Source organism: Microtetraspora sp. NBRC 13810 (assembly GCF_030268685.1).
In the GTDB taxonomy this organism is placed as follows: Bacteria; Actinomycetota; Actinomycetes; order Streptosporangiales; family Streptosporangiaceae; genus BSRQ01.
The window spans coordinates 22,636-43,510 of the sequence record NZ_BSRQ01000032.1 but is presented as its reverse complement, the minus strand read 5'-3'; the positions used below and the strand labels follow the sequence as shown (position 1 = coordinate 43,510).

The window sequence follows — 20,875 nt, the reverse complement described above, 5'->3', positions numbered from 1 at the left end:
CGACAGGGTTGGTTCACGCTGCTTGAGCCCCCCTTGACCGGCGCTGTTCAGCTCCAGGTCAGGGCCGCGCGGGTGGACCAGTAAGCCTCGGCGGGCTCGGCCAGGCCGCCCAGAGTCCGCTCCAGGGCGGCGTCCCAGAGGCCGCCGAGCGCGGTGAGGTTGCTGTGCAGCTGGCCCACGGAGGCGGCGCCGCTGAGCACCACGTCCGCCCACGGCCGGGCGAGGACGGCGGCGAGCGCGAGCGCGTCCGGGGTGACGCCGCGTTCGCGGGCGGCGGCGGCGAGCGGCCCGGGGGCGGCGCGCGCGGTGAGCCTGCCGTTCGCCACGCCCTCCTTGACGATCACGCCGAGACCCGCCTCGTGCGCGCGGGCCAGCGCCTCGCCCGCCGAGGGCTCCAGCAGGTTCCAGGTCGCCTGCACCGTGTCGAAGACGCCGGTCCGCACCGCCCGGTCGATGGTCGCCGCCTGCCGCGGCCCGGTGGTGCTGAACCCGACGGCGACGCCCTCCGCGCGCAGTTCGCGCAGCCGCCCGAGCACGTCCTCGTCCTCCAGCACGCCGCTCTCCACCGTCGCCGAGTGGATCTGGTAGAGCGACAGGTGCCCGCCGAGCAGCGCCCGGGTCTCGGCGAGCTGCCCGCGCAGCCGCGTGGCCGACAGCTCCTTCAGCTCCTGGTGCTCGGCGTCCAGCCGCCACCCGCCGACGTAGGCGTATCCCCACTTCGACCCGATGGTCACCGCGCCGGGCCCGATCCCGCGCTCCCGCAGCCATTCGCCCAGGAACTCCTCCGCCCGCCCGTAGGACCTGGCGGCGTCGAGATAACGCACCCCCGCCGCCCACGCGGCGTCCAGCACCTCCCAGGTCCTCGCCCGCATCGCCTCGACGCTGCGATCCGCCCCGAGGTCGTCGTCCCGCCCCAGCGTGATGTACGCCGGCCGTCCCAGCGCGGCCAGCCCGACCCCGAACGGCGTCACCGGCCACCCGGTACGACCAAGCGGACGTTGTTCCATAACGCTCACAAGCCACAACATAACCGACGCCCCTCGCCGGCCCCGTCCCTCACCGGCCCGCCCTCGTCGGCCCGTCCTTCCTCGGCCCGCCCTCGTCAGCTCCCGCCCGCGTTCCGCTCCGCCCAGCCCGTCCGATGCCGCTCCGCCACCTCGCGCGCCCGGGCGAGGGCACCGGCCGGGACGGGTTCGCGCTCCCACTCCTCCAGCACGGAGAGCATGCCGCCCACCAGCCGCCCGCCCAGGCCGGTCAGCATGCCCCCGTCCGCCAGGAACCGGGTCACCTCAAGCGCCGCGTCCCGCCACCGGGCGAACCGCACCTCGGCGTCGAACACCGCCTGCCGTGAGTCCGCCCGCTCCCGCCGCGCGCGCCAGAACCGCGCGACCCCGAGATGGGCGTAGGCGCCGTGCAGCAACCCGGGCAGCGGACGCGGATCGTCCCGCCAGGGCGCGTAGTACCGCCGGTCCGGCGGGCCGTCCGTGAAGTCGTACAGGTGCATGAGCGCCGCCAGCTTGGCGTGCTGCACCTCGTGCGCCAGGATCGCCGCGGCCGTGACGGCGTCACGCGGGAAGCCGAGCGCCACGGCGCCGAACGCGGCGGGCGCGGTGGCGCTGCTCACCTCCGCTCCGCGCGTGCTCAGCGGCACCACGGTGGTGACGCACTCGGCGACCTCCTCGGCCATCCCCGGATGGTCACCGGCGAGCAGCCGCCACCCCGCCGCCACGCTGCCACGCCAGCGAGCCAGCTCGGCACCGGTGAGCCGCGGATGCAGTTCGACGTCCGCGGCGAACCGGTACTCGTCCACGTCGTCGACGACGATGTCGTCCCGCAGTCTCGCGCGGCGCAGGGGCTGCCAGTTCTCCGTCTCGGCGCGAGGGTCGCCGGGCACCACCACGCGGATCCCATCGGAAACGATCTCGACGTGATCGCCGCCGCGGCGTACCTCGGTGGCGCGGCCGAACCGCGCGCCCGGCAGGACGGCGCGGCCGACTCCGGGCAGCGTCACGCCGTCGTCCTCGGCGAGCATCATGACGGATCTCCGTGCCCCGGCGAGGACGGCGGCGCTCCCCGCGAGCGTGGCCAGCCTCTCCGGCCGCACGGTGGGACTGCCCCGCCAGAACTCGTGCAGGGTCAACTGCGCCCACACCCCGGTGGAGGGGGCCTCCACCGCGGTCCGCGCCGCGTCCGGGGCGCGGCGCTGGATGTCGGCCAGCGCGGCGTAGCCGTCGACCGCCACGGTCGCGGCGGGATGCCGCCGCGACCGGGCCTCCTCCACCACGGACCACAGCAGCAGGACCCGGCGGCTGTGCTCGGCGGAGCGCAGCAACCGGATGGCCCGCCCCCCGCCCTCACCCCGGGCGAGGTCGGCGAAGACCTCGGCGGGCAGGGCATGCCGGGCCGCCCCGGCATCGTTCACGAGGTCCCCGCCCGGAGAGCGGCGATGTCGCGCCGCAGGACGGAACGGATGTGCGTGATCAGTCGCAGCAGGTCGGGGCAGTAGACGGACGGGTTGGCGAAGCCCGTGCCCGGCCGGTAGCGATGCGCGTAGAGCCCCGCGCCGCACACGCGGTGCAGCCGGCAGGCCCGGCACTCGGCGCCCAGAGCCTCGGCGCCGAGCTGGCGGGCGACCACCGCGGGCAGCCTCAGCGCGGCGTCCAGCGGGTCGGTGGCGACGTGCAGGCCGGTCCGCGCGGCGCCGTGGTACGCCGACTTGAGGCTGTCCCCCTGTTCGATCGCCCCGTCGGTCTCGATGACCGCCACCCGGATCGGCGCCAGGCCGGCGGACTCCGTCGAGGACGACCCGCCGAGGAGCAGGTTCATGATCTCCTCGAACAGCCGCACGGGTACGCGACGGGGCTGCTCGCCGTACCAGCGGTCGAAGACGGTGACCAGCCAGTCGCCGTAGGGCACGGCGGGCGAGCCGGGGTCGCGGCCGGGCGGAGGCGCCGACCAGTTGCCGTGCGGCAGCAGGAAGTCCAGCGACGGCGGCGCCTCCCGGAGGAGCGCCTCGTACGTGGCCACCGGGTCGTTGCGCGGATCGACGGTGCACAGCAGCCCCGCGAACAGCCGCCGATGGCCGGGCCGGGCCAGCAGCCTGACCGCCTCGACCACCTCCGCGTGGCTGCCCCGGCCGCCGGCCCGCCGCCGGTGCCGGTCGTGACCCGCCTCGTCACCGTCGAGGCTGATCCCCACCCGCAGGTCCAGCTCGCCGAAGAGCCGCAGGTACGCCTCGTCGAGCCGCAGGCCGTTGGTCTGGACGAGCGCGTGCACGGCGACGCCGGGTCCCACCGCCTCGCGGACGGAGCGCACGCAGAGCGCGATCAGTTCCGGACCGGCGAGCAGCGGTTCGCCGCCGTGCAGGACGAGGTTGACGGCGGACAGCCGGTGGGCGGCAGCGTGCTCGGCGATCCTCCGCGCCGTCTGCGCCACCGTGCCGGGGCTCATCGACGGCGGCTGATCCGTCCAGCTCTGATCGGCCGACCGGTAGACGTAGCAGTGGTCGCAGGCCAGGTCGCACCGGCTGTGGATCTTGAGAATGAAGGTGTGGAACGGGTGCGGTCGCCAGCCCCCGGCGAGCAGGGCCGGGACGTCGAGGGAATGGGGCCATTCCAAACGCGAATTCTGGCCAGATTCGAGCGCGCTGATTGACATAGCCATAAGTGAGGCAAAGAGTACTTCATAGGGACAACGAGGTTAAAGCCTAAAGAGAGTTCTTTCAGCCTTATCCGCTCGGTGGCTATGATGAGACGCCCCGGGCCTTGGCCAGGGTGAATACGGCGGGGGAGGGGCAGGATTCCAGCGAATGGTGGTGGGGTGGTATGGACGAGGCCGACCTGAGGTCGGAACTGATCGACCTGACCGGCATCGGGCTCGGTGAGGTCGCCGCGCTGCCGGACTCCGCGTTCGCCGTGGCGCTGCGCCGGGTGTGGCGCGACTCAAGGCCGGAGTCGGAGTCGCTGTCGGTCCAATACCAGTCCGCCGCCGCGTCTTTCGATGGAGGCGGCCGGGGCGGCGAAGCGTGAGCCGCATTGCCGGTGTCATCCGCAAGCCGGATGAAGAAAAGAGGCGGCTATGACGAGAAGGTCCATTGAATCCGGGATCGCTACTATCGTCACCTTTGCCGCTCGGCAGGGAGGCGTGGGGCGAACGATGGCCCTGGCCAATCTCGCCGTATTTCTGGCGGAGCAGGGGCGGGATGTGCTGGTCGTGGACTGCGATCCGGCCTCGCACGCCTTTCCGCGCTATCTGGGCCTGTCCGCCCGGCTCGACTCCGGCGGCGGCCTGGCGGCGCTGATCCGGGAGTGGCGTTCCTCCGCCGCCTCGGGCAGGCCGCGCCGCACCGACGTGCGCACCGTGGTGACCCGGCTGGCCCGGCAGAGCGACGAGGGCGGCGGCGTCGACCTGCTGCCGTTCGGGCAGGAGACGGAGGGCGCCCCCGCGGACCTGCTGACCCGCGCGCTGCAGGAGGGGTGGGCGGAGGACGTACGGGAGGACCTGCGCTCGGCCGGCTACGACTACGTGCTCGTGGACGCCCCCGGCGGGCACTGGCCGGTCGCCGCCGAGCTCGCCGCCCGGCTCTCCGACGCCGTCGCCATGTGCCTCACCCTGGGCCCCGCGGCGATCGACGCGGCCGTCGAGGGCGCCCACGACATCCAGACCCGGGCCGGCCGGGAGCTCGTCACCGTGCCGATCCTGATGAAGGTGGACCGCACCGACGAGAAGGCGCTGACCGCCGCGCGGGAGCTGGCGTACGAGCGCTTCGCCGCGGTCGTCGAACCGAGGGCGGGGTTCGCGGAGATCCCCTACAGCGTGGGCTACTACTACTCCGACTCGCTGGCCGTGCGGGCGGAGCCGCCCGGGACCGCCGGCGGCCTGCGCGAGGCGTACGAGAACCTGGCGAGGACACTGACCGGAGGCCAGGTCACGCCGCTTCGCCGGGTCACGGTGGTCTACCCGCCGGTGCATCGCGTCTGGGCCGAATGGATCACCGCCCTGGTCGAGTCGTTCGGGCTGCAGGCCGAGGAACTGCCCGTGTCGGACCTGAGCTCCCGGTCGTCGGTGCCCGCGGGCGAGATGATGCTCATCCTCCTGGAACCCGGTCTCGACGGGGAGGCCACGAGCAGGATCGGCTGGGCGGCCGACACGGCGAGGGGCGGCTCCAGGGACGACCCGCGGGTCCTGCTCGTGGACGTCGACGGGCAGGGGCCCCCCGAGGAGCTCGCCGGTCTGACCACACTGAGCCTCGGCCGCGGCGACAAGCAGACCGCGATCGACGAGCTGCGCCGCAGGCTCCGGGTGCGCGCCCCCGTTCCCGCCGTGACGGACCGGCGCTACCCGCGCTCGCCCGACGTCTCCAACCTCCTCGCCAGGCACCCGCGGTTCGTCGGAAGGGAGCAGACGCTCGGCAGGTTGCGGGACACCCTGGGCGTCGCGCGCGATCGGCGCAGAGTGGTGCTGCTGCACGGCGAGGGAGGCATCGGCAAGAGCCAGTCCGCCCTTGAGTACGCCCACCGCTTCAAAGGCGCCTACGACGTCGTGTGGTGGATCAACGCGGACACGCCGGAGACGACGCGGACCTCCCTCGGGCGGCTGGCGGTGGCCCTGGAACTGCGCACCGCGGGCGACGCCGTCCATGCCGTCAAGTCCTACCTCGGCGCCGAGAACGCTCCCCGCTGGCTCCTCGTCTACGACAACGCCGAGGTCGCCGAAGACCTCCTCAGCATGCTTCCGGACGACGACGGGCCCGGCCATGTGATCGTCACGTCGCGCCGGGGCTCGCTGCCGGGCGCCGCGGCCCAGGAGGTGGGCGCGCTGGACCGGGAGGAGAGCATGGCCCTGCTCCGGGCCCGATCCCGGGAGATCCCCGACCGTGAGGCCACCCGGATCGTGACCCAGCTCGAACGGCTTCCGCTCGCGGTCGAACTCGCCGCCGGCTGGCTGCGCTGGCAGGTCGACCTGCTCCGGCGGAGCAACATCTCCCCGCACAAGGCGGCCGAGACGGCGGCGACGCTGTTCCAGGCGGACTTCGACCGGCTGTCCGGAACCCTGACCGGAGCTCCGGAACTGTCCGGTTACCCCCTGCCCTACCGGGTCATGCTCCGGATGACCCGGGACGCGCTCGGCAAGGGGGCGGGCGGCGAAGCAGCCGTACGGCTCCTCGAAGTGTGCGCCTTCCTGTCCTCCGACGGTGTCGCCCTCGACCTGCTGCGCTCGCCGGTCATGCGGAGAAGCCTGGCCGCGGTGGACGCCCGGCTCGACGATCCCCTGATGGTCGACGTGGTGCTGCGCGACCTCGACCGGCACGGCCCCGCCCGGGTCGACCTGGGCACCCAGGAGCCGTTACGGATGCACCGGATCCTGCAGCACCTCGTCCTCGGCCTCATGACCCAGGAGGAGCGCAGGAAACGCCGGGAGGACGTCCTCGAAATCCTCGCGGCCTACGCGCCGGACGAGCTCGTCCTCGAAGAGCCCGCCTCCAGGGCGGTGCTCGGCGAGCTGGGCAAGCACCTGGACGCCACACGCGCCTACACGGGAGAGAGCCCCGCGGTGCGCGCCTGGGTGGTCAAGCAGGTCCGCCACCTGTTCCTGACCGCGGACCGCAGCGCCCTGCTGCACGCCCGCGACATCGCGGAGAAGGCCCTGGTCGCCTGGGGCACGAACTCCGGGGAGCACGCGGTCTCCTGGCTCCAGGTCCAGCTGGGCAACGTGTACCGGGCGCTCAACATGCACGAGAAGGCCGTCGAGTACGGCCGCGCCGGGCTGCTGGGCCACCGCAGGGAACTGGTCCCCTCACACCCGCGGGTGCTGCTGGCGGCGATGAGCCACGGCGCCAACCTCCGCGCCGAGGGCAACTTCGACGAGGCGCACGCCTGGGACCAGAACACGCTGGACGCGATGCGCGAGCTTTACGGCGCCGACCACTTTCTCACCGGCAGGGCGATGAACAACCTGGCCGGGGCCAAGGCGATGGTCGGGCAGTTCCACGAGGCGAGGGATCTCGCCCAGGCGCGCTTCGAACGCCGGAGGGAGCTGTTCGGCCCGGAGGACAGAACCGCCTGGTGGACGGCGGTCAACATCGCCAGATACCTTCGGGAGCTGGGTGACTATCCCCGGGCGCATGACCTTCTCAGGGACACCCTGGACCACCTGATGGCGACCGAGCCGGTCGGCGCGCTCGGCCGCACCGCGGACGTGCTCAGGACGCACCTGGGACTGGCCGTCACCGAGCGCCGGTGGGGCCGGGTCGCGGAGGCGCGGCGCAGGGACGAGAAGACCCTGGAGGAACTCCAGCGTTCCTTCGGTGAGGAGCACCTGCTCACCCTGGCGTGCGCCGCCAGCCTGGCCGCCGACAGGCATGAGGAGCACCGGCACAAGGAGGCCGTCACGCTGACGCGCGAGACGCTGCGCATCTTCCGCCGGCTCAACAGGAGCCACCCGTACACCTCCATGTGCGAGGCGAACCTGTCGCTGTACCTCCGGTCCGCGAACCCGCTGGACGCGGAGGCCCTGACCCTCGGCCGGCGCAGTGTCACGGAGCTGACCCGGCGGCTCGGCGGCCAGCACCCCACCACGTTGAACGCGATGCTGAATCTCACCCGCACTCTGGTGATCCGGCGCGATTTCGCGGAGGCTGGAACCCTGGCGGAACAGGTGGAACTCAAGTTGGCGCGGGTGTTCCACGACGTGCAGCATCCGCTGAGGCGGATGTCGCGCCGGAATCTGGACGACGTGCTGGCCGGTGAGGCACGACAGGACGGCGATCGGCCCGCTCCCGACGGACGGCGGGACATCGACATCGAGATCCCCGAATACTGACCGGCCGAGTGCGTGTGGCGACAGGGAAAGGCGACCATGGCTAGCGACGGCAGTTCCCCTCGCCGTGGGGAGGAGTCGGAGAGGTTCCGTGAACATCCGCTCGCGCGGTATCTGAACGCGCATGTGGAGGCTCACGCGCAGACGGGATACGAGGAGATCATCGACCTGTGCGGCGGACGTTTCGACGACGACTCCGCCTTCGAGTATCTCGCCTACTTCGACGGCGGGTTCTACGACTTCGCGATAGACGTCCTGCGGCGCCGGGTCGAGTTCGGCCTGCTCGACGACGACTCGCCGGCCGTCCGCCGCGAGGACTACCCCAGCGCGCTGCGGCAGCTGTGCATCAAGGTCGAGGAGTTCGACCGGGCCATGTCCGTGTTCGACTCGGGAGAACTGCTGCGCACCGTGGTGGAGTTCGACGACGGGGTGACCCATCTGGGCCGCGTCCGCCCCCGTGAGTACCTCGCCGCCATCACGCTCGACCGCGGGCGCGCCGACCAGCTGGACGAGGGCGCGTCCACCCTGGTCACGACGATTCGCAGGGAGGTCTACGGGCTCGGCGACGAGGACCCGGGAGGGTACGCCGACACCCGGGTGCGGCCCCTCGCCCAGCCGTCGTCCCCGCGTCACACGGGAGACCTGCCGGCCGCGCTCTACACGGAGATGCTGCGGCTGTGCTCCTGGCAACTGGCCGTCGGCGATCTGCACTATGTCGCGCTCTTCCAGAACTGGAGCCCGGCGTTCGCGGCCGACCTCTTCGACACCGCCGCGCTGCAGAAGTGGTTTCGCGGCAGGCAGGACAGGCGGCGCAAGCAGTATGAGGACTTCGGGCGCGGGCTGCGCTCCGACCTGCCGCAACTCGCCCACGCGCTGCGGCTCTTCAGCGTGCGGCCGATCCGCAGGCTGGTACTCGACGTCCAGGAGGGCGCCCTCTACTACTACCCCCTCGCGGGGGAGGGCGACTTCCTGCTGGGCATGACCTACCACCAGCCGGGCGTCTACCAGGCCGAGCTCAGGCTGCGGGAACTCGCCGGCCAGGTCCGGGCACTGCTGTCCGCCGGATAGGGGTCAGGTGGCGATGGCCCGCAACGTCGCGTCCAGGACCCGCGAACCGAGGCCGTCCAGCGCGGCGGCGGCCTCGGCCCGGCGCCGGGTGCGCGCCGACTGCTCGTCCGTCGTCGGACTCGCCGAGAACGCGCCGAAGGCCGCCATGCTGTCCAGCCGGAACAGCGGCAATCCCTCCAGGGTGTCGTCGTAGGTCTCGCAGAGCAGCCGCAGGCGGTCCAGTTGGGGACCTTCGACCCGGCCCAGCTTCTGGGCGTCCTGGAGCCAGGCGTCCACCTGCTCCATGAACGCCTCCAGCAGGTTCTGCAGGAGGACGGTCACGCCCACCGCCTCGAACACCTCCCGGGTGGGCAGCCTGCGTCTCGGCACGACCGCGCCGCGCGAGGGCACGGCGGTCCCGAAGGTGTCCCGGTACACGTCCCTGACGCTCGTCAGCGAGCCGATGGCGGACAGCGCCCTGTCGAAGTGCAACTCGACTCCGGCGGGTAAGGAGGCCGCCGGGAAGTCGGCCCGAGGTCCCAACGTCCGCGGGGCGCCGACGGAGAGCGCGCTGATGCCGCGCTCGATCGAGGTGAGACGCTGGAAGTAGGCGTGGTCGAGGCGGTCGACGCTGCCGCTGATCGTGTCCAGCGTGGTCAGCACCGCGGACTGCTGGGTGCTGAGGCGGGCGACCTGCCTGCGGACGACCATCAGGAGATCCTCCCGGCTGAGGATCTCCAGCCGTTGCACCGCGCCCGCCACCAGGTTGCGGAGCACCTCCGCGAAGTGGCCGGGATCGTAGACGAGCGGCTGCCTGCCGATCTGCCCGGACACGGCCTCGCGCAGCGGATTGGCGAGGTAGCCGTTGACCACCAGCAGGATCTCCAGGTGCTCCGCGCCGCGCCTGGCCGCCTCCGCCTTGCGCCGGATCTCGTCGAGATCGGCCGGCTCCAGCAGGGACGGGGTGATCCACAGGGCGATCCCGGTGCGTTGCTCGCCGACGGGTATCCAGAACTCGATCTCGACATCCGTGCCGGCGTCGGGACGGTGCCCGGCCTCGAAATGCAGACCTTCCACCTGGAGGATGCGCCGGATCAGGGCACGCAGCTCGTTGACCCCGATCTGCTCGTACTGCTGCCGGACGGCTCTGTGCACGACGCTTCGGTCGACGGTGGTGCCGGACTCCGAGGCGATGACCTGTGCCTGGTTGGCCACCTCGATGATCTGCCGGGGGACGCCGTTGGTGAGCTCGGTGATGAGCTCCGCGCTCTCGTGGGTGAACGGGGAGAGGCTGTCCCCGGTCCCGAGGCACTCCTCGGTGTTGCCGGCGTCGAAGGGAGCCAGGTAGAGCGTGCGCAGCCGCTCGCGAAGGCTGGCCGGCAGCTCGGGCAGGATGTCCGGTGGGCCGCAGAAGATGATCAGGCCGCCGACGTCGATGAAGGCGTTGACCAGGCGCTCGAACTGCTGAAGGAACCGCAGGCGCGGCAGCGGGGGAGCCTGGAGCGGTTTGTCGAACTCGTCGATGACGAGAACCAGCCGGTGGTTCGCCCTGCCGTACATGAAGGCGAGGACGGACAGCGCGTCGACGGCCGAGGCGGGGGTGTTGAGGACGTTGGTGATGCCGCGGTCCTTGAGGATCTGCGCGGGTTCGTGTCCCTGCAGCCAGTTCCACACCGCGTTCTGGAAGGGGGGTTGCAGGGTCAGCGCCAGCGCGGTGGCGAACTGCTCGGACTCGGTGACCGACCGGAGCATCCGGCGAAGGTCGCTGCGCAGGGCGCTCTCCATGAGACCGAACACCGCGACGACCTTGTCCGGATCGACGCTGCCCTCGCGTAACCCCCGCGTGATGCTGGAGGCCACTTCCGAACTCTCCAGCGCGTCCGCGGTGATGAAGGCGTAGTAGTCCCGGACCCGCTCGAACAGATCGAGGGGTGAGAACTGGTCGATCAGCGATCCGCTGTAGACGTCGGACAGGTCCGAGTTGGGCGCGGTGAGGAGAAGGGTGTGCACGCCCTGGTCGCGGGCCGCCAGCGTGCGGCCGGCGAGGTCCCGTGCCAGGTGTGTTTTGCCCATGCCGAACTCGCCGAGGAGCAGAAGGGCCTTCCACTGTCCGCCGGGCGCCTCCTCGGCCTCGGGATCGGACGTCGAGGAGGAGGAGTCCAGGAAGTCCGTGAGGTAGCGGTTGGCCGTCCGCACGGCGGGGGTCACCACGGTCAGGTGCCTGTTCGGTTTGTAGGGCGACAAGCGGGCGATCGCGGCGGGAGGGATGAGTGAAGGCGCCTCAACCCCGGGCGCGGCTTCCTCCGCCGCCGCTCCCGGTCCTGCCGGGGCGTAGTGATCGTGCTGTTCGTCGCTCATGTCTGGGTCATCCCTCCTCGGCCGAGGTCTAGGGTCGAATTGCTGAGCCAGTGATCGCTGAGATGGCTATACGTTATATGTTTGCCCCGCACGGCCAGCACATTGTGGGCGGCGTGGTTCATGAGGCGGTTCAGGATGCGGATCGACTGGACGGCACGGATCTTTTCCATCATGAGCTGAACGTCGAGCTCGTCGATAGTCAGTCCCTTGTACGGCCCTATGCCGGAGTTGATCCTTTTGGTGGCGTACTTCCAGGCGTCTTCCGGATTCAGGGGCCCCACGCTGAGCGAGATGATGTCGTCGCTCCCCCATTGGGTGTACTGGCGGGCCATCTCCTCCCCGGCGGCCTCGGCGAAAAAGGCGATATTGGGCGCCCTATAACTGATGTAGTTGGGTGCGTCGTAATTCGCCTGGCTTTCGGGGAGGATGACCAGTACGGCGAGATTTGCCTGGGTCAGGTGCCGGCTGAGCGCCGCGTAGCCGGTCTTGCGGCGCTGTGCGTGCCCGAGAAGCCGGTCCTCGTCCGCGCCCGGCAGCTTCATCTGCGCGCTCAGCTTCGAGACCAGGTAGGTGAAGACCTCGTGCTGTCTCTCCTCGGTGGTCTCCGGCTCGTCGCCCCCGCCCGTCCCGGGGAGCGGCGGGAGGGCGGGGCGGCGGAGGTCGACGATGACGCAGTTCATGCCTGTCTGAAGAAGATGCCCGTTGAGGAAAGCGACGCAGCGGTTGATGGTCGACGTCTTTCCGCAACCGCTTTCGCCGCCGACGAACACCGTCACTCCGTTGCTCAACGGCTGCGGGCCCTTCGTGACCTTTTGGCAGAAAATCTCATATGCCTGGCTCGTGTGATCCACATCGACATAGAGATCATGCTCTTCGGCATTCACGTGTGGCGTCAGCGGCCGTTCGAACTCGTCGGGGTTCGGCGGCTTCACCGGCGGGTCGCCTGCGAGATGGGACGGAGTGCTCACTGCGATATCGATTCCCGGGTCGATGTGGTCAACGGTGTTCTGCTCGGAAACGCTCTCTTACGGAACCGGACCCGGGCCCAGGTTCGCAGCGGACGCTCCATCGCGACCGGGAGCGCGCTCAGGTCCCTGCCGAAGTCGCGGAGTCGCTCGCGTAGCACGGCGACCTCGCCGGGCCGGTTCGTCGCCCCGGCCCAGAAGGAGACGGGGTGCTCGTCCATCTCTGGATGATCGAGTCTTGCCCGCAGCTCGGTCGCCTCCGGCCAGTCGGGGTGCATCTGGAGCACGTGATCGAGATGGGCGGCCAGGTTGGCGCGCTGCGCCCTCGCCGCCGCCTGGGAGGGGCGATCGGCGTGCGGATTGACCCAGTCGTTCAGGTAAGCGTCCACGGCCTGGAGAAAGGCGGTGCCGGCCATCCGGAGCGCCAGCGCCTCGCGGATCGCGCGGTCGACGGCGGCACGCCAGCTCGCGGCGAGGAGGGCGAGGATCGCGCCGATGCCCGCCGACAGGAGGATCTCCCACGTCTTGGTGCCGCCGTCCTCCGCAGCCGGGACCGGCGCCCGGCCCGACGCGGCCATCAGGGCGGCGCAGACGCGGTCGAAGGAGGCCGGTTGTCTCACCCGCCACTCTTCGAGAGTCAGGGGCGACCCGCCCACGAGGGCGTCGGCGGGCGGCGGGGCGGGCGAGGCGGCCTTGAGGTCGAAGGCGGCGCGGGTCAGCCTGCTCCGGTTCTCGGGGGCCAGACAGTAGACGGCTCGCACGTCGGAGACGGGGCCGGGGGTGGCGGTCGGCGTGGCGGTCGGCGTGGCTGTGGGCTTGGCGGTGGGCGTGGTGGTGGGCGTGGCTGTGGCCGTGGAGGGGGGAGTGGGCGTCGGGGTGGCCCCGGCGACGGGGACGATGACCGCGGAGAGGCCGAATAAGCCCAGAAGCGCGCGCTCGGAAACCCGCTGTCCAGGCAATGTCCTCACCTCCGTGTCACCCGCAAGATAGCTTCGATCTCGACCGTGGGACATGGGTATCGGCGTATGTGGTACGTGGTCGTGATAACCCTGACAAGGACGACGGTAGCCATGTATGGCGATAGTCGCGCAGACGCCTCCGAAGTGAGTGAAATCGGAACCGCAGTAACGGTTATTATTTTCGGGGCAGATATCCATAAATCAATGGCTAGGCTTCTTCGCGGGGCGGACCGGCGGAGCGGGTGGTCCGGAGCCGGGGTGGTCGGCTGCGGGGGCGGAGGGTTTCGGGCCTAGGGTTTTCTCGGCGGGCGGGGGTCGCCGTGCGCCGCCGTACGAAGGACCGACTGATCCCATGGAGCGGCAGCGCATGGTGAGACCGTCCGTGCAGAGTGTTGGGCGCATGCCCTTTTATTCGCCCTCCAGGGTCGTGGTGGCCGGGTTCGGGCTGGTGGCGGTGGGCGGCGCGGTGCTGCTGATGCTGCCGGTCGCCACGGCGGAAGGGCAGTCGCAGGGGTTCGTCACGGCGTTGTTCACGGCCATGTCGGCGGTGTGCGTGACCGGGCTGGCGATCCACGACACGGGGGCGCACTGGTCACTGTTCGGGCAGACCACGATCATGGTGTTGTTCCAGATCGGCGGGTTCGGCATCATGACGCTGGCGTCGCTGCTGGCGTTGATCGCCTCGGGGCGGCTCGGGCTGCGCGCCCGGCTCACCGCGCAGGCCGAGACGAAGTCGCCGAGTCCGGGCAACGTGCGCTCGGTGGTCGCCGGGGTCGCCGTGGCCACGCTGATCATCGAGTCCGTGGTGGCCGTGATCCTCACCGCCCGTTTCGCGTTCGGGTACGGCGAGTCGTTCGGCAGTGCGCTCTACTCGGGGATCTTCCACAGCATCTCCGCGTTCACCAACGCCGGATTCGCCCTCTATCCCGACAGCATGACGAGATACGCCACCGATCCCTGGGTCACCCTGCCGGTGGCGGGGGCGGTGGTCGCCGGGGGGCTGGGCTTCCCCGTGCTGTTCACCCTGCGCAAGGCGTGGCACCGGCCGTCCCGGTGGGACCTGCACTCGAAGATCACGGTGGGCGCGTCGGCGGTGCTGGTGGCCGGGGGCACCGTGGCCATCGCGGTGATCGAGTGGGGCAATCCCGGCACGCTCGGCCGGCTGCCGGAGTCGGCCCGGCTGATGGCGGCGTTCTTCCACACCGTGAACACCCGCAGCGGCGGGCTCAACAGCGTGGACATCGGGCAGATGGACGACAACTCGTGGCTGATCAGCGACGTGCTGATGTTCATCGGGGCGGGCAGCGGCAGCACCGGGGGCGGGATCAAGGTCACCACGTTCGCGCTGCTCGGGTTCGTCATCCTGGCCGAGCTGAGAGGTGAGCCGGATGTGAACGTGGGACACCGGCGGATACCCACCCAGCTCCAGCGTCAGGCGATCACGATCACGCTGCTGAGCCTGGGCACCGTCGTCGCGGGCACGATCATCCTGATGATCCTGACGCCGTTCCCGCTCGACCGGGTGCTGTTCGAGGTCATCTCGGCGGCCTGCACGGTCGGCCTGTCCACCGGGATCACCGCCGACGTGGAGGCCCCCGGGCACCTGGTGCTCACCGCTCTGATGTTCATCGGCAGGATCGGGCCGATGACCCTGGGCACCGCCCTGGCCCTGCATGTGCGCACCCGGCGCTACCAGTTGCCGGAGGACCGTCCCCTGGTCGGCTGATCCTTGACGGTTTCATGGGGAAAGGGTACGTTTCGGAGGATTTCGCGGTGGTTCGAGGGAAACCGGTGAGATGCCGGTGCGGGCGCGCCACTGTATCCGGAAGTGATTCCGGGAGCCAGGTCACTCGGCCGCCGCGTCCTCACGACTTGGGACGCGATCATTCCCTAATAGGAGGCCGAACATGAACGAGCTGGCCGGCTCACGCCCCATCCCGCTTTCCCGCCTGCGCCCCTGGCTGCTCGCGGTCCCCGTCTCCCTGCTCCTGGCCTACCTGGTCACCTTCGACCAGGGCGCTGTCTCCCAGATGGGCAGCTACCTGCACGAACTCATGCACGACGGGCGTCACCTGCTCGGCGTGCCCTGTCACTGAGCGCGTCGTGGTACGCACTCTCCTGGTCCGCGGTCTGCTCGTGGGGCTGGCCGCCGGACTGCTCGCCGCCGTGTTCGCGTTCTTCGTCGGCGAACCCCAGGTGGACAACGCCATCGCGATCGAACAGGCCGCGAGCCAGACGGCCGAGGCCGGGCACGACGACGGCGCCGCCCCGCACAGCCACGCGGAGGATGAAGCCGCCCCCGCGCACAGCCACGGGGAGGACGAACTCGTCAGCCGCCCCGGTCAGCAGGCCGGGCTGTTCCTCGCCCTCGCCCTCTACGGGGTCAGCGTGGGCGGCATCTTCGGGCTCGCCTACGCGGGGCTGCGCGGCAGGGTCGGCCCCCGGTCCGACCGCGCGTTCGCGGCCTTCCTGGCCGGGGCCGCCTTCGTCGCCGCAGTACTCGTCCCATTCCTGAAATATCCCGCCAACCCGCCCGCGGTGGGCGACCCCGAGACCATCGGCAGCCGGACCACGCTCTACCTCGTCATGGTCGCCATCGGCCTGCTCTCCCTCGGTGTCGCGGCGGCCTGCGCCCGGCAGTTCCCGCGGTACGGCCCGGCGGCCGGCACGGCGGGCTTCCTGGTGCCGGTGATCGTCGCCTGGGCGCTGCTGCCCACCGTCGACGAGGTCCCCGGCGGCTTCCCCGCCACACTGCTGTGGGACTTCCGGGTCGCCTCACTGGGCACGCAGCTCGTGCTGTGGACGTCGATCGGCGTCCTGTACGGGCTGGTCACGCGGCGCGGCGCGGCGAGCGCGCCGATGCGCGACGCCGTGCCGAGCTGAGCCGGGTGCGCCGTCTGATCCTGGTCCGGCACGCGACCACGCCGGGCATGCGCGCGGCGTGCTTCCCCGCGGGGGAGCACGCCGACCCGGCGGGCCTCGCGCAGGCCCGCACCCTCGTCCTGCCCGCACGCGCCGCCCTCTTCAGCGCGCCGGAGCCGGCCGCGCGGCAGACGGCCGAGGCGCTCGGGCCGGTCGCCGGGGTGCTGGACGCGTTCGCCGACGCCGACCCGGGCCGCTGGCGCGGCCGGCCGTACGCGGTGGTCGCGCAGGACGAGCCGGACGCGCTGCGCCGCTGGCGGGAGGACCCGGAGGCGGCGCCGCACGGCGGGGAGAGCGTGGCCGCGATGGCCCGCCGGGTGAGCCGGTGGCTGGACGAGCACCGCACCACCGCGACCGACCCCGACCCCGGCATAGGCCCCAACCCCAGCCCTGGCCCCGGCTCCAGCCTTGGCTCCAACCCAAGCCTTGGCCCCGGCTCCAGCCCCGGCACCGGCACCAGTTCCGGCCCCGGCTCCGGCACTGGCGGTGACGGGATGGCGGGGACGGTGGTCGTGTGCTGTGACGCCGGGGCGATCCGCGCCGCGCTCTGCCACGCGCTCGGGCTCCCCCCTGGCGCGGGCCCGCTCTTCGACCTCGCCCCGCTGTCGGTCTCCGAGCTGAACGTCACCGGCGCGGGATGGCGGATCGGCTGCGTCAACCGGATCGTCCAGAAGGGACCTTCGTGATCGTCTCCTACCCGTTCAGCGCCGTCGTGGGGCTCGACGACCTCAAACTCGCGCTGATACTCAACGCGGTGTCGCCCCGGGTGGGCGGCGTGCTGGTGCGCGGGGAGAAGGGCACCGCCAAGTCCACCATCGTCCGGGCGCTCGCCGCGCAGCTCCCCCCGGTCGACGTGGTGGACGGCTGCCGCTTCGCCTGCGACCCCGCCGCCCCCGACCCGGCCTGCCCCGACGGCCCGCACGACCCCGGGCAGGAACGCAGGACGCGTCCCGCCGCGCTGGTCGAGCTGCCCGTGGGCGCCTCCGAGGACCGTCTCGCCGGATCCCTCGACATCGAACGGGCGCTGACCGAGGGCGTCAAGGCGTTCGAGCCCGGCCTGCTGGCCGCCGCCCACCGCGGCGTGCTCTACGTGGACGAGGTCAACCTGCTGCACGACCACCTCGTGGACCTGCTGCTCGACGCCGCCGCCCTGGGCACCTGCTACGTCGAGCGGGAGTCGGTGTCGGTACGGCACGCGGCCCGCTTCCTGCTGGTCGGCACGATGAACCCGGAGGAGGGCGAGCTGCGGCCCCAGCTCCTCGACCGGTTCGGCCTGACCGTGGAGGTGCGCGCGTCCAGGGACCCCGCCGAGCGCGCGGAGGTCGTACGGCGCCGCCTCGCCTTCGACGCCGATCCCGAGGGGTTCGCCGCCCGCTGGACGGCGGAGGAGTCCGCGCTGGCCGGGCGGATCGCCCGGGCGCGGGAGCGGGTCGCGCGGGTCGTGCTGCCCGACGCGCGGCTGCGGCAGATCGCGGCGGTGTGCGCCGCGTTCGAGGTGGACGGGCTGCGCGCCGACCTGGTGACCGCCAACGCCGCCATCGCGCACGCCGCCTGGCGCGGGCGCGACGAGGTCACCACCGAGGACGTCCGCGAGGCGGCCCGCCTCTCCCTTCCGCACCGCCGCCGCCGCGACCCCTTCGACGCCCCCGGCCTGGACGAGTCCCGCCTCGACGAACTGCTCGACCAGCACGGCGACGACGATGACGACGACCCGGAACCGCCCGGCGGCTCCCCCCGCGACGGCGGCCCGGACGGCGACGGCCCCGACGCCCCCGGCGGCTCCGGCGCGGAGAGTGAGACGCCACCCGCGAACGACCCCCGGACCGGAAACGGCCCAGCGGATCCGCCCGCGTCCGGGGGTTCCCCTGAGCCGAGTTCCGGTGAGCCGAGTTCCGGTGAGCCGAGTTCCGGTGAGGCGACCGGTGATGGGACGACCGGCCGGGACGAGGGCCGGGACGAGGGCCGTCGCGGCGGGGCCGAGCGGGTCGTCGCGGCGGCGGAGCCGTACCGGGTGCGGGTGCTGCGGGTGCCGGGGCTCGGCGACGGCGCCGCCGGGCGGCGGTCCCGGGCCAGGACGCCGCACGGGCGCACCACCGGCTCCCGGATGCCCGACGGGCGGGTGCGCCGCCTGCACCTGACCGCGACCCTGCACGCCGCCGCGCCCCACCAGCGCGAACGCGGCCGGGGCGGGCCCGGCCTGCTGATCCGCGACACCGACCTGCGTGAGACGGTGCGCGAGGGCAAGGAAGGCAACCTGGTGCTGTTCGTGGTGGACGCGAGCGGTTCGATGGCGGCGCGCAGCCGGATGAGCGCGGTCAAGGCGGCCGTGCTGAGCCTGCTGCTCGACGCCTACCAGCGGCGGGACAAGATCGGGCTGATCACGTTCCGGGGCGGGGACGCCGACCTCGTGCTGCCGCCCACGTCCTCGGTGGAGGTGGGCGCGGCCCGGCTGCGCGAGCTGCCCACGGGCGGGCGCACCCCGCTGGCGGCCGGACTGCGCAGGGCCGCCGAGGTGCTGCGGGTGGAACGGCTGCGCGACCCGGCCAGGCGCCCGCTGCTGGTCGTGGTGACCGACGGCCGCGCCACGGCCGGCGGCGACGTGCCGCGCTCGGCCGCGCTGCTCGCCGGTACGGCCGGCGTCGTGGTGGACTGCGAGAGCGGCCCGGTGCGCCTCGGCCTGGCCGGCTCCCTCGCGGCCCGGCTCGGCGTGCCCGCCGTCCACCTGGCCGACCTCGCCGCGGACGGGCTCGGCGGTCTGGTACGCGAACACCGCAGGTACGAGTACAGGAAGGCGGTCTGAGATGCCGCAGGGCAGGCCCGCGACGGTGCCGGACGACGGGCTGACCACACGCCAGCGCCGCGCCCGGCCGTTGCTGATCGTGCACACCGGGCCGGGCAAGGGCAAGTCGACCGCCGCCTTCGGGATGGCGATGCGCGCCTGGAACCAGGGCTGGCCGATCGGCGTGTTCCAGTTCGTCAAGTCGGCCCGGTGGCGGGTCGGGGAGGAACGCGCGCTGCGGGTCCTCGGCGACTCCGGCGAGGGCGGCACGGTGGCCTGGCACAAGATGGGCGAGGGCTGGTCGTGGAGCAGGCGGCCGGGCACCGAGGAGGACCACGCGGCCGACGCCCTGGAGGGCTGGGAGCAGATCAAACGCGACCTGGCCGCCGAGACCTACCGGTTCTACGTGCTGGACGAGTTCACCTACCCGATGAAGTGGGGGTGGGTGGACGTGGCCGACGTGGTGCGCACCCTCGCCGGCCGGCCGGGCGGCCAGCACGTCGTGATCACCGGCAGGGACGCCGACCCGCGACTGGTCGAGGCCGCCGACCTGGTGACCGAGATGGGCAAGGTGCGCCACCCGATGGACGCCGGGCAGAAGGGCCAGAAGGGCATCGAATGGTAGTGCCCAGGCTGGTGGTCGCCGCGCCCGCCTCGGGCAGCGGGAAGACGACGGTGGCCACCGGGCTGATGGCGGCGCTGCGCGCACGGGGGTTGCGGGTCTCGCCGCACAAGGTCGGCCCGGACTACATCGACCCCGGGTACCACGCGCTCGCCACCGGCCGCCCCGGCCGCAACCTCGACCCGTGGCTGACCGGCGAGGACCTGGTCGCGCCGCTGTTCCTGCACGGCGCGGCGGGTGCCGACGTCGCCGTGGTGGAGGGCGTCATGGGCCTCTACGACGGCGCGGGCGCCACCGACTTCGCCTCCACCGCGCACGTCGCCCGGCTCATCGACGCCCCCGTGGTGCTCGTCGTCGACGCCGCCCGCCAGAGCCGTTCGGTCGCCGCCATCGTCCAGGGCTTCGCCGTCTTCGACACCCGGGTACGGCTGGCCGGGGTCGTCCTCAACAACGTGGGCTCGCCCCGGCACGAGGAACTGTGCCGCGAGGTCCTCGTCGAGACCGGGTTCCCCGTCTTCGGCGCCGTGCCCCGGACCGACGGCGTGGCCACCCCGTCCCGCCACCTCGGCCTCATCCCGGCCGCGGAACGCAGCGCCGAGGCCGTGGCGGCGGTGGACCGGATGGCCGCCCTGATCGCCGGCTCCTGCGACCTGGACGCCCTGACGGCGGTGGCCCGCTCCGCCCCCGCCCTCTCCGCGACCCCGTGGAGCCCGGCCGCGGCCCTTCCGGAGCCGGCTCTCCGGGAGCTGCCGGGGTCGGCCCTTCCGGGGGCGCCGGGGGCGGCTCTCGCGGGGCCGCCGGTGGTGGCCATGGCGGGCGGACCCGCGTTCACCTTCGGGTACGCGGAGCAGGGCGAGCTGCTGGCGGCGGCGGGGGCACGGGTCGTCACCTTCGACCCGCTGCGCGACGAGGCGCTGCCCGGCGGCACCGCCGCGGTGGTGATCGGCGGCGGCTTCCCCGAGATGTACGCGGCCGAGCTGTCGGCCAACGAGCCGCTGCGCAAGGAGGTGGCGGCCTTCGCCGGACCGGTCGCCGCCGAGTGCGCCGGGCTGCTCTACCTGGCCCGCGAGCTCGACGGCCGCCCCATGTGCGGCGTCCTGGACGTCACCGCCGCGATGACCGGCCGTCTCACCCTCGGCTACCGCGACGCCGTGGCGACCGCCCGCTCGGTGCTCACCCGCGAGGGCGAGCGCTTCCGGGGCCACGAGTTCCACCGCACGGCCACCGATCCGCCGCACGCCGCGACCCCGCTGTTCCGCTGGCGCGGCGGCGCCGACGGCTTCGCCACCCCCCGCCTGACCGCCTCCTACCTGCACCTGCACTGGGCGGGCACGCCGGAACTCGCCACCCGTTTCCTCAACGCCATCACGGCGTAAATCACACAAAAGTGCGACATATGGTGATT

General features: G+C 72.2%; 16 protein-coding genes and 1 riboswitch. Of the genes, 10 read left to right on the top strand and 6 right to left on the bottom strand.

From position 1 onward, the window contains the following. Positions 1 to 47: 47 nt before the first annotated feature. The 3 genes from QSK26_RS39280 to QSK26_RS39270 all read right to left on the bottom strand — a co-directional run bounded on the left by QSK26_RS39280 (position 48) and on the right by QSK26_RS39270 (position 3,618). The gene (locus QSK26_RS39280) at positions 48 to 971 is read right to left on the bottom strand and encodes an aldo/keto reductase (RefSeq protein WP_285780451.1); all 924 of its coding nucleotides are present in this window, start codon (positions 969 to 971) and stop codon (positions 48 to 50) included. 131 nt (positions 972 to 1,102) lie between these two features. After that, the gene (locus QSK26_RS39275; RefSeq protein ID WP_285780450.1) at positions 1,103 to 2,422 is read right to left on the bottom strand and encodes an HEXXH motif domain-containing protein; all 1,320 of its coding nucleotides are present in this window, start codon (positions 2,420 to 2,422) and stop codon (positions 1,103 to 1,105) included. Continuing rightward, positions 2,419 to 3,618 (bottom strand): FxsB family cyclophane-forming radical SAM/SPASM peptide maturase, encoded by a 1,200-nt coding sequence (locus tag QSK26_RS39270; RefSeq protein WP_285780449.1) that lies wholly within the window; start codon positions 3,616 to 3,618, stop codon positions 2,419 to 2,421. The genes QSK26_RS39275 and QSK26_RS39270 overlap by 4 nt, the downstream gene beginning before the upstream one ends. Positions 3,619 to 3,824: 206 nt before the next feature. Between QSK26_RS39270 and QSK26_RS39265 the strand changes: the two genes are divergently transcribed. The 3 genes from QSK26_RS39265 (at position 3,825) to QSK26_RS39255 (ending at position 8,886) form a co-directional block, all read left to right on the top strand. Beyond that, on the top strand, positions 3,825 to 4,028 hold the full coding sequence (locus QSK26_RS39265) for an FxSxx-COOH-like cyclophane-containing RiPP peptide (RefSeq protein WP_285780448.1): 204 nt from the start codon (positions 3,825 to 3,827) through the stop codon (positions 4,026 to 4,028). Between the two features lie 49 nt (positions 4,029 to 4,077). Continuing rightward, entirely contained in the window at positions 4,078 to 7,821 is a 3,744-nt protein-coding gene (gene fxsT / locus QSK26_RS39260; RefSeq protein WP_285780447.1) for an FxSxx-COOH system tetratricopeptide repeat protein, read from the top strand. Positions 7,822 to 7,944: 123 nt separating this feature from the next. Beyond that, entirely contained in the window at positions 7,945 to 8,886 is a 942-nt protein-coding gene (locus QSK26_RS39255) for a hypothetical protein (protein ID WP_285780446.1), read from the top strand. A gap of 3 nt (positions 8,887 to 8,889) precedes the next feature. On the opposite strand, the gene QSK26_RS39250 is transcribed toward QSK26_RS39255, so the two are convergent. From QSK26_RS39250 to QSK26_RS39240, 3 genes are read right to left on the bottom strand one after another with little or no spacing between them, the layout of a single operon-like run. Next, entirely contained in the window at positions 8,890 to 11,223 is a 2,334-nt protein-coding gene (locus QSK26_RS39250) for a hypothetical protein (protein ID WP_285780445.1), read from the bottom strand. Next, on the bottom strand, positions 11,220 to 12,191 hold the full coding sequence (locus tag QSK26_RS39245) for a hypothetical protein (RefSeq protein WP_285780444.1): 972 nt from the start codon (positions 12,189 to 12,191) through the stop codon (positions 11,220 to 11,222). Before QSK26_RS39245 ends, QSK26_RS39250 begins: the two co-directional genes overlap by 4 nt. Further along, positions 12,188 to 13,147: a hypothetical protein gene (locus QSK26_RS39240; RefSeq protein ID WP_285780443.1), complete on the bottom strand. Its 960-nt coding sequence runs from the start codon at positions 13,145 to 13,147 to the stop codon at positions 12,188 to 12,190. Before QSK26_RS39240 ends, QSK26_RS39245 begins: the two co-directional genes overlap by 4 nt. Before the next feature lie 400 nt (positions 13,148 to 13,547). Between QSK26_RS39240 and QSK26_RS39235 the strand changes: the two genes are divergently transcribed. The 7 genes from QSK26_RS39235 to QSK26_RS39205 all read left to right on the top strand — a co-directional run bounded on the left by QSK26_RS39235 (position 13,548) and on the right by QSK26_RS39205 (position 20,846). Then, positions 13,548 to 14,873: a TrkH family potassium uptake protein gene (locus QSK26_RS39235; RefSeq protein ID WP_285780442.1), complete on the top strand. Its 1,326-nt coding sequence runs from the start codon at positions 13,548 to 13,550 to the stop codon at positions 14,871 to 14,873. A 28-nt stretch (positions 14,874 to 14,901) separates the two neighbouring features. Then, positions 14,902 to 15,020, top strand: a riboswitch (cobalamin riboswitch). A 34-nt stretch (positions 15,021 to 15,054) separates the two neighbouring features. Next, positions 15,055 to 15,243 carry a CbtB domain-containing protein gene (locus QSK26_RS39230; RefSeq protein WP_285780441.1) on the top strand — a complete coding sequence of 63 codons (189 nt, stop codon included), beginning with the start codon at positions 15,055 to 15,057 and terminating at the stop codon, positions 15,241 to 15,243. A 7-nt stretch (positions 15,244 to 15,250) separates the two neighbouring features. Beyond that, a complete protein-coding gene (locus QSK26_RS39225) occupies positions 15,251 to 16,030 on the top strand; it encodes a CbtA family protein (RefSeq protein WP_285780440.1) in 780 nt (259 codons plus the stop codon). Positions 16,031 to 16,035: 5 nt separating this feature from the next. Next, positions 16,036 to 16,755, top strand: coding sequence for a histidine phosphatase family protein (locus QSK26_RS39220; RefSeq protein ID WP_285780439.1), 720 nt, complete (start codon positions 16,036 to 16,038; stop codon positions 16,753 to 16,755). After that, complete coding sequence (locus QSK26_RS39215) at positions 16,752 to 18,869, top strand: putative cobaltochelatase (RefSeq protein ID WP_285780438.1); 2,118 nt, start codon at positions 16,752 to 16,754, stop codon at positions 18,867 to 18,869. The genes QSK26_RS39220 and QSK26_RS39215 overlap by 4 nt, the downstream gene beginning before the upstream one ends. A gap of 1 nt (position 18,870) precedes the next feature. Beyond that, a complete protein-coding gene (gene cobO / locus QSK26_RS39210; protein WP_285780437.1) occupies positions 18,871 to 19,473 on the top strand; it encodes a cob(I)yrinic acid a,c-diamide adenosyltransferase in 603 nt (200 codons plus the stop codon). Further along, positions 19,467 to 20,846: a cobyrinic acid a,c-diamide synthase CobB gene (locus tag QSK26_RS39205; RefSeq protein WP_285780436.1), complete on the top strand. Its 1,380-nt coding sequence runs from the start codon at positions 19,467 to 19,469 to the stop codon at positions 20,844 to 20,846. Before cobO ends, QSK26_RS39205 begins: the two co-directional genes overlap by 7 nt. Positions 20,847 to 20,875 lie beyond the last annotated feature (29 nt).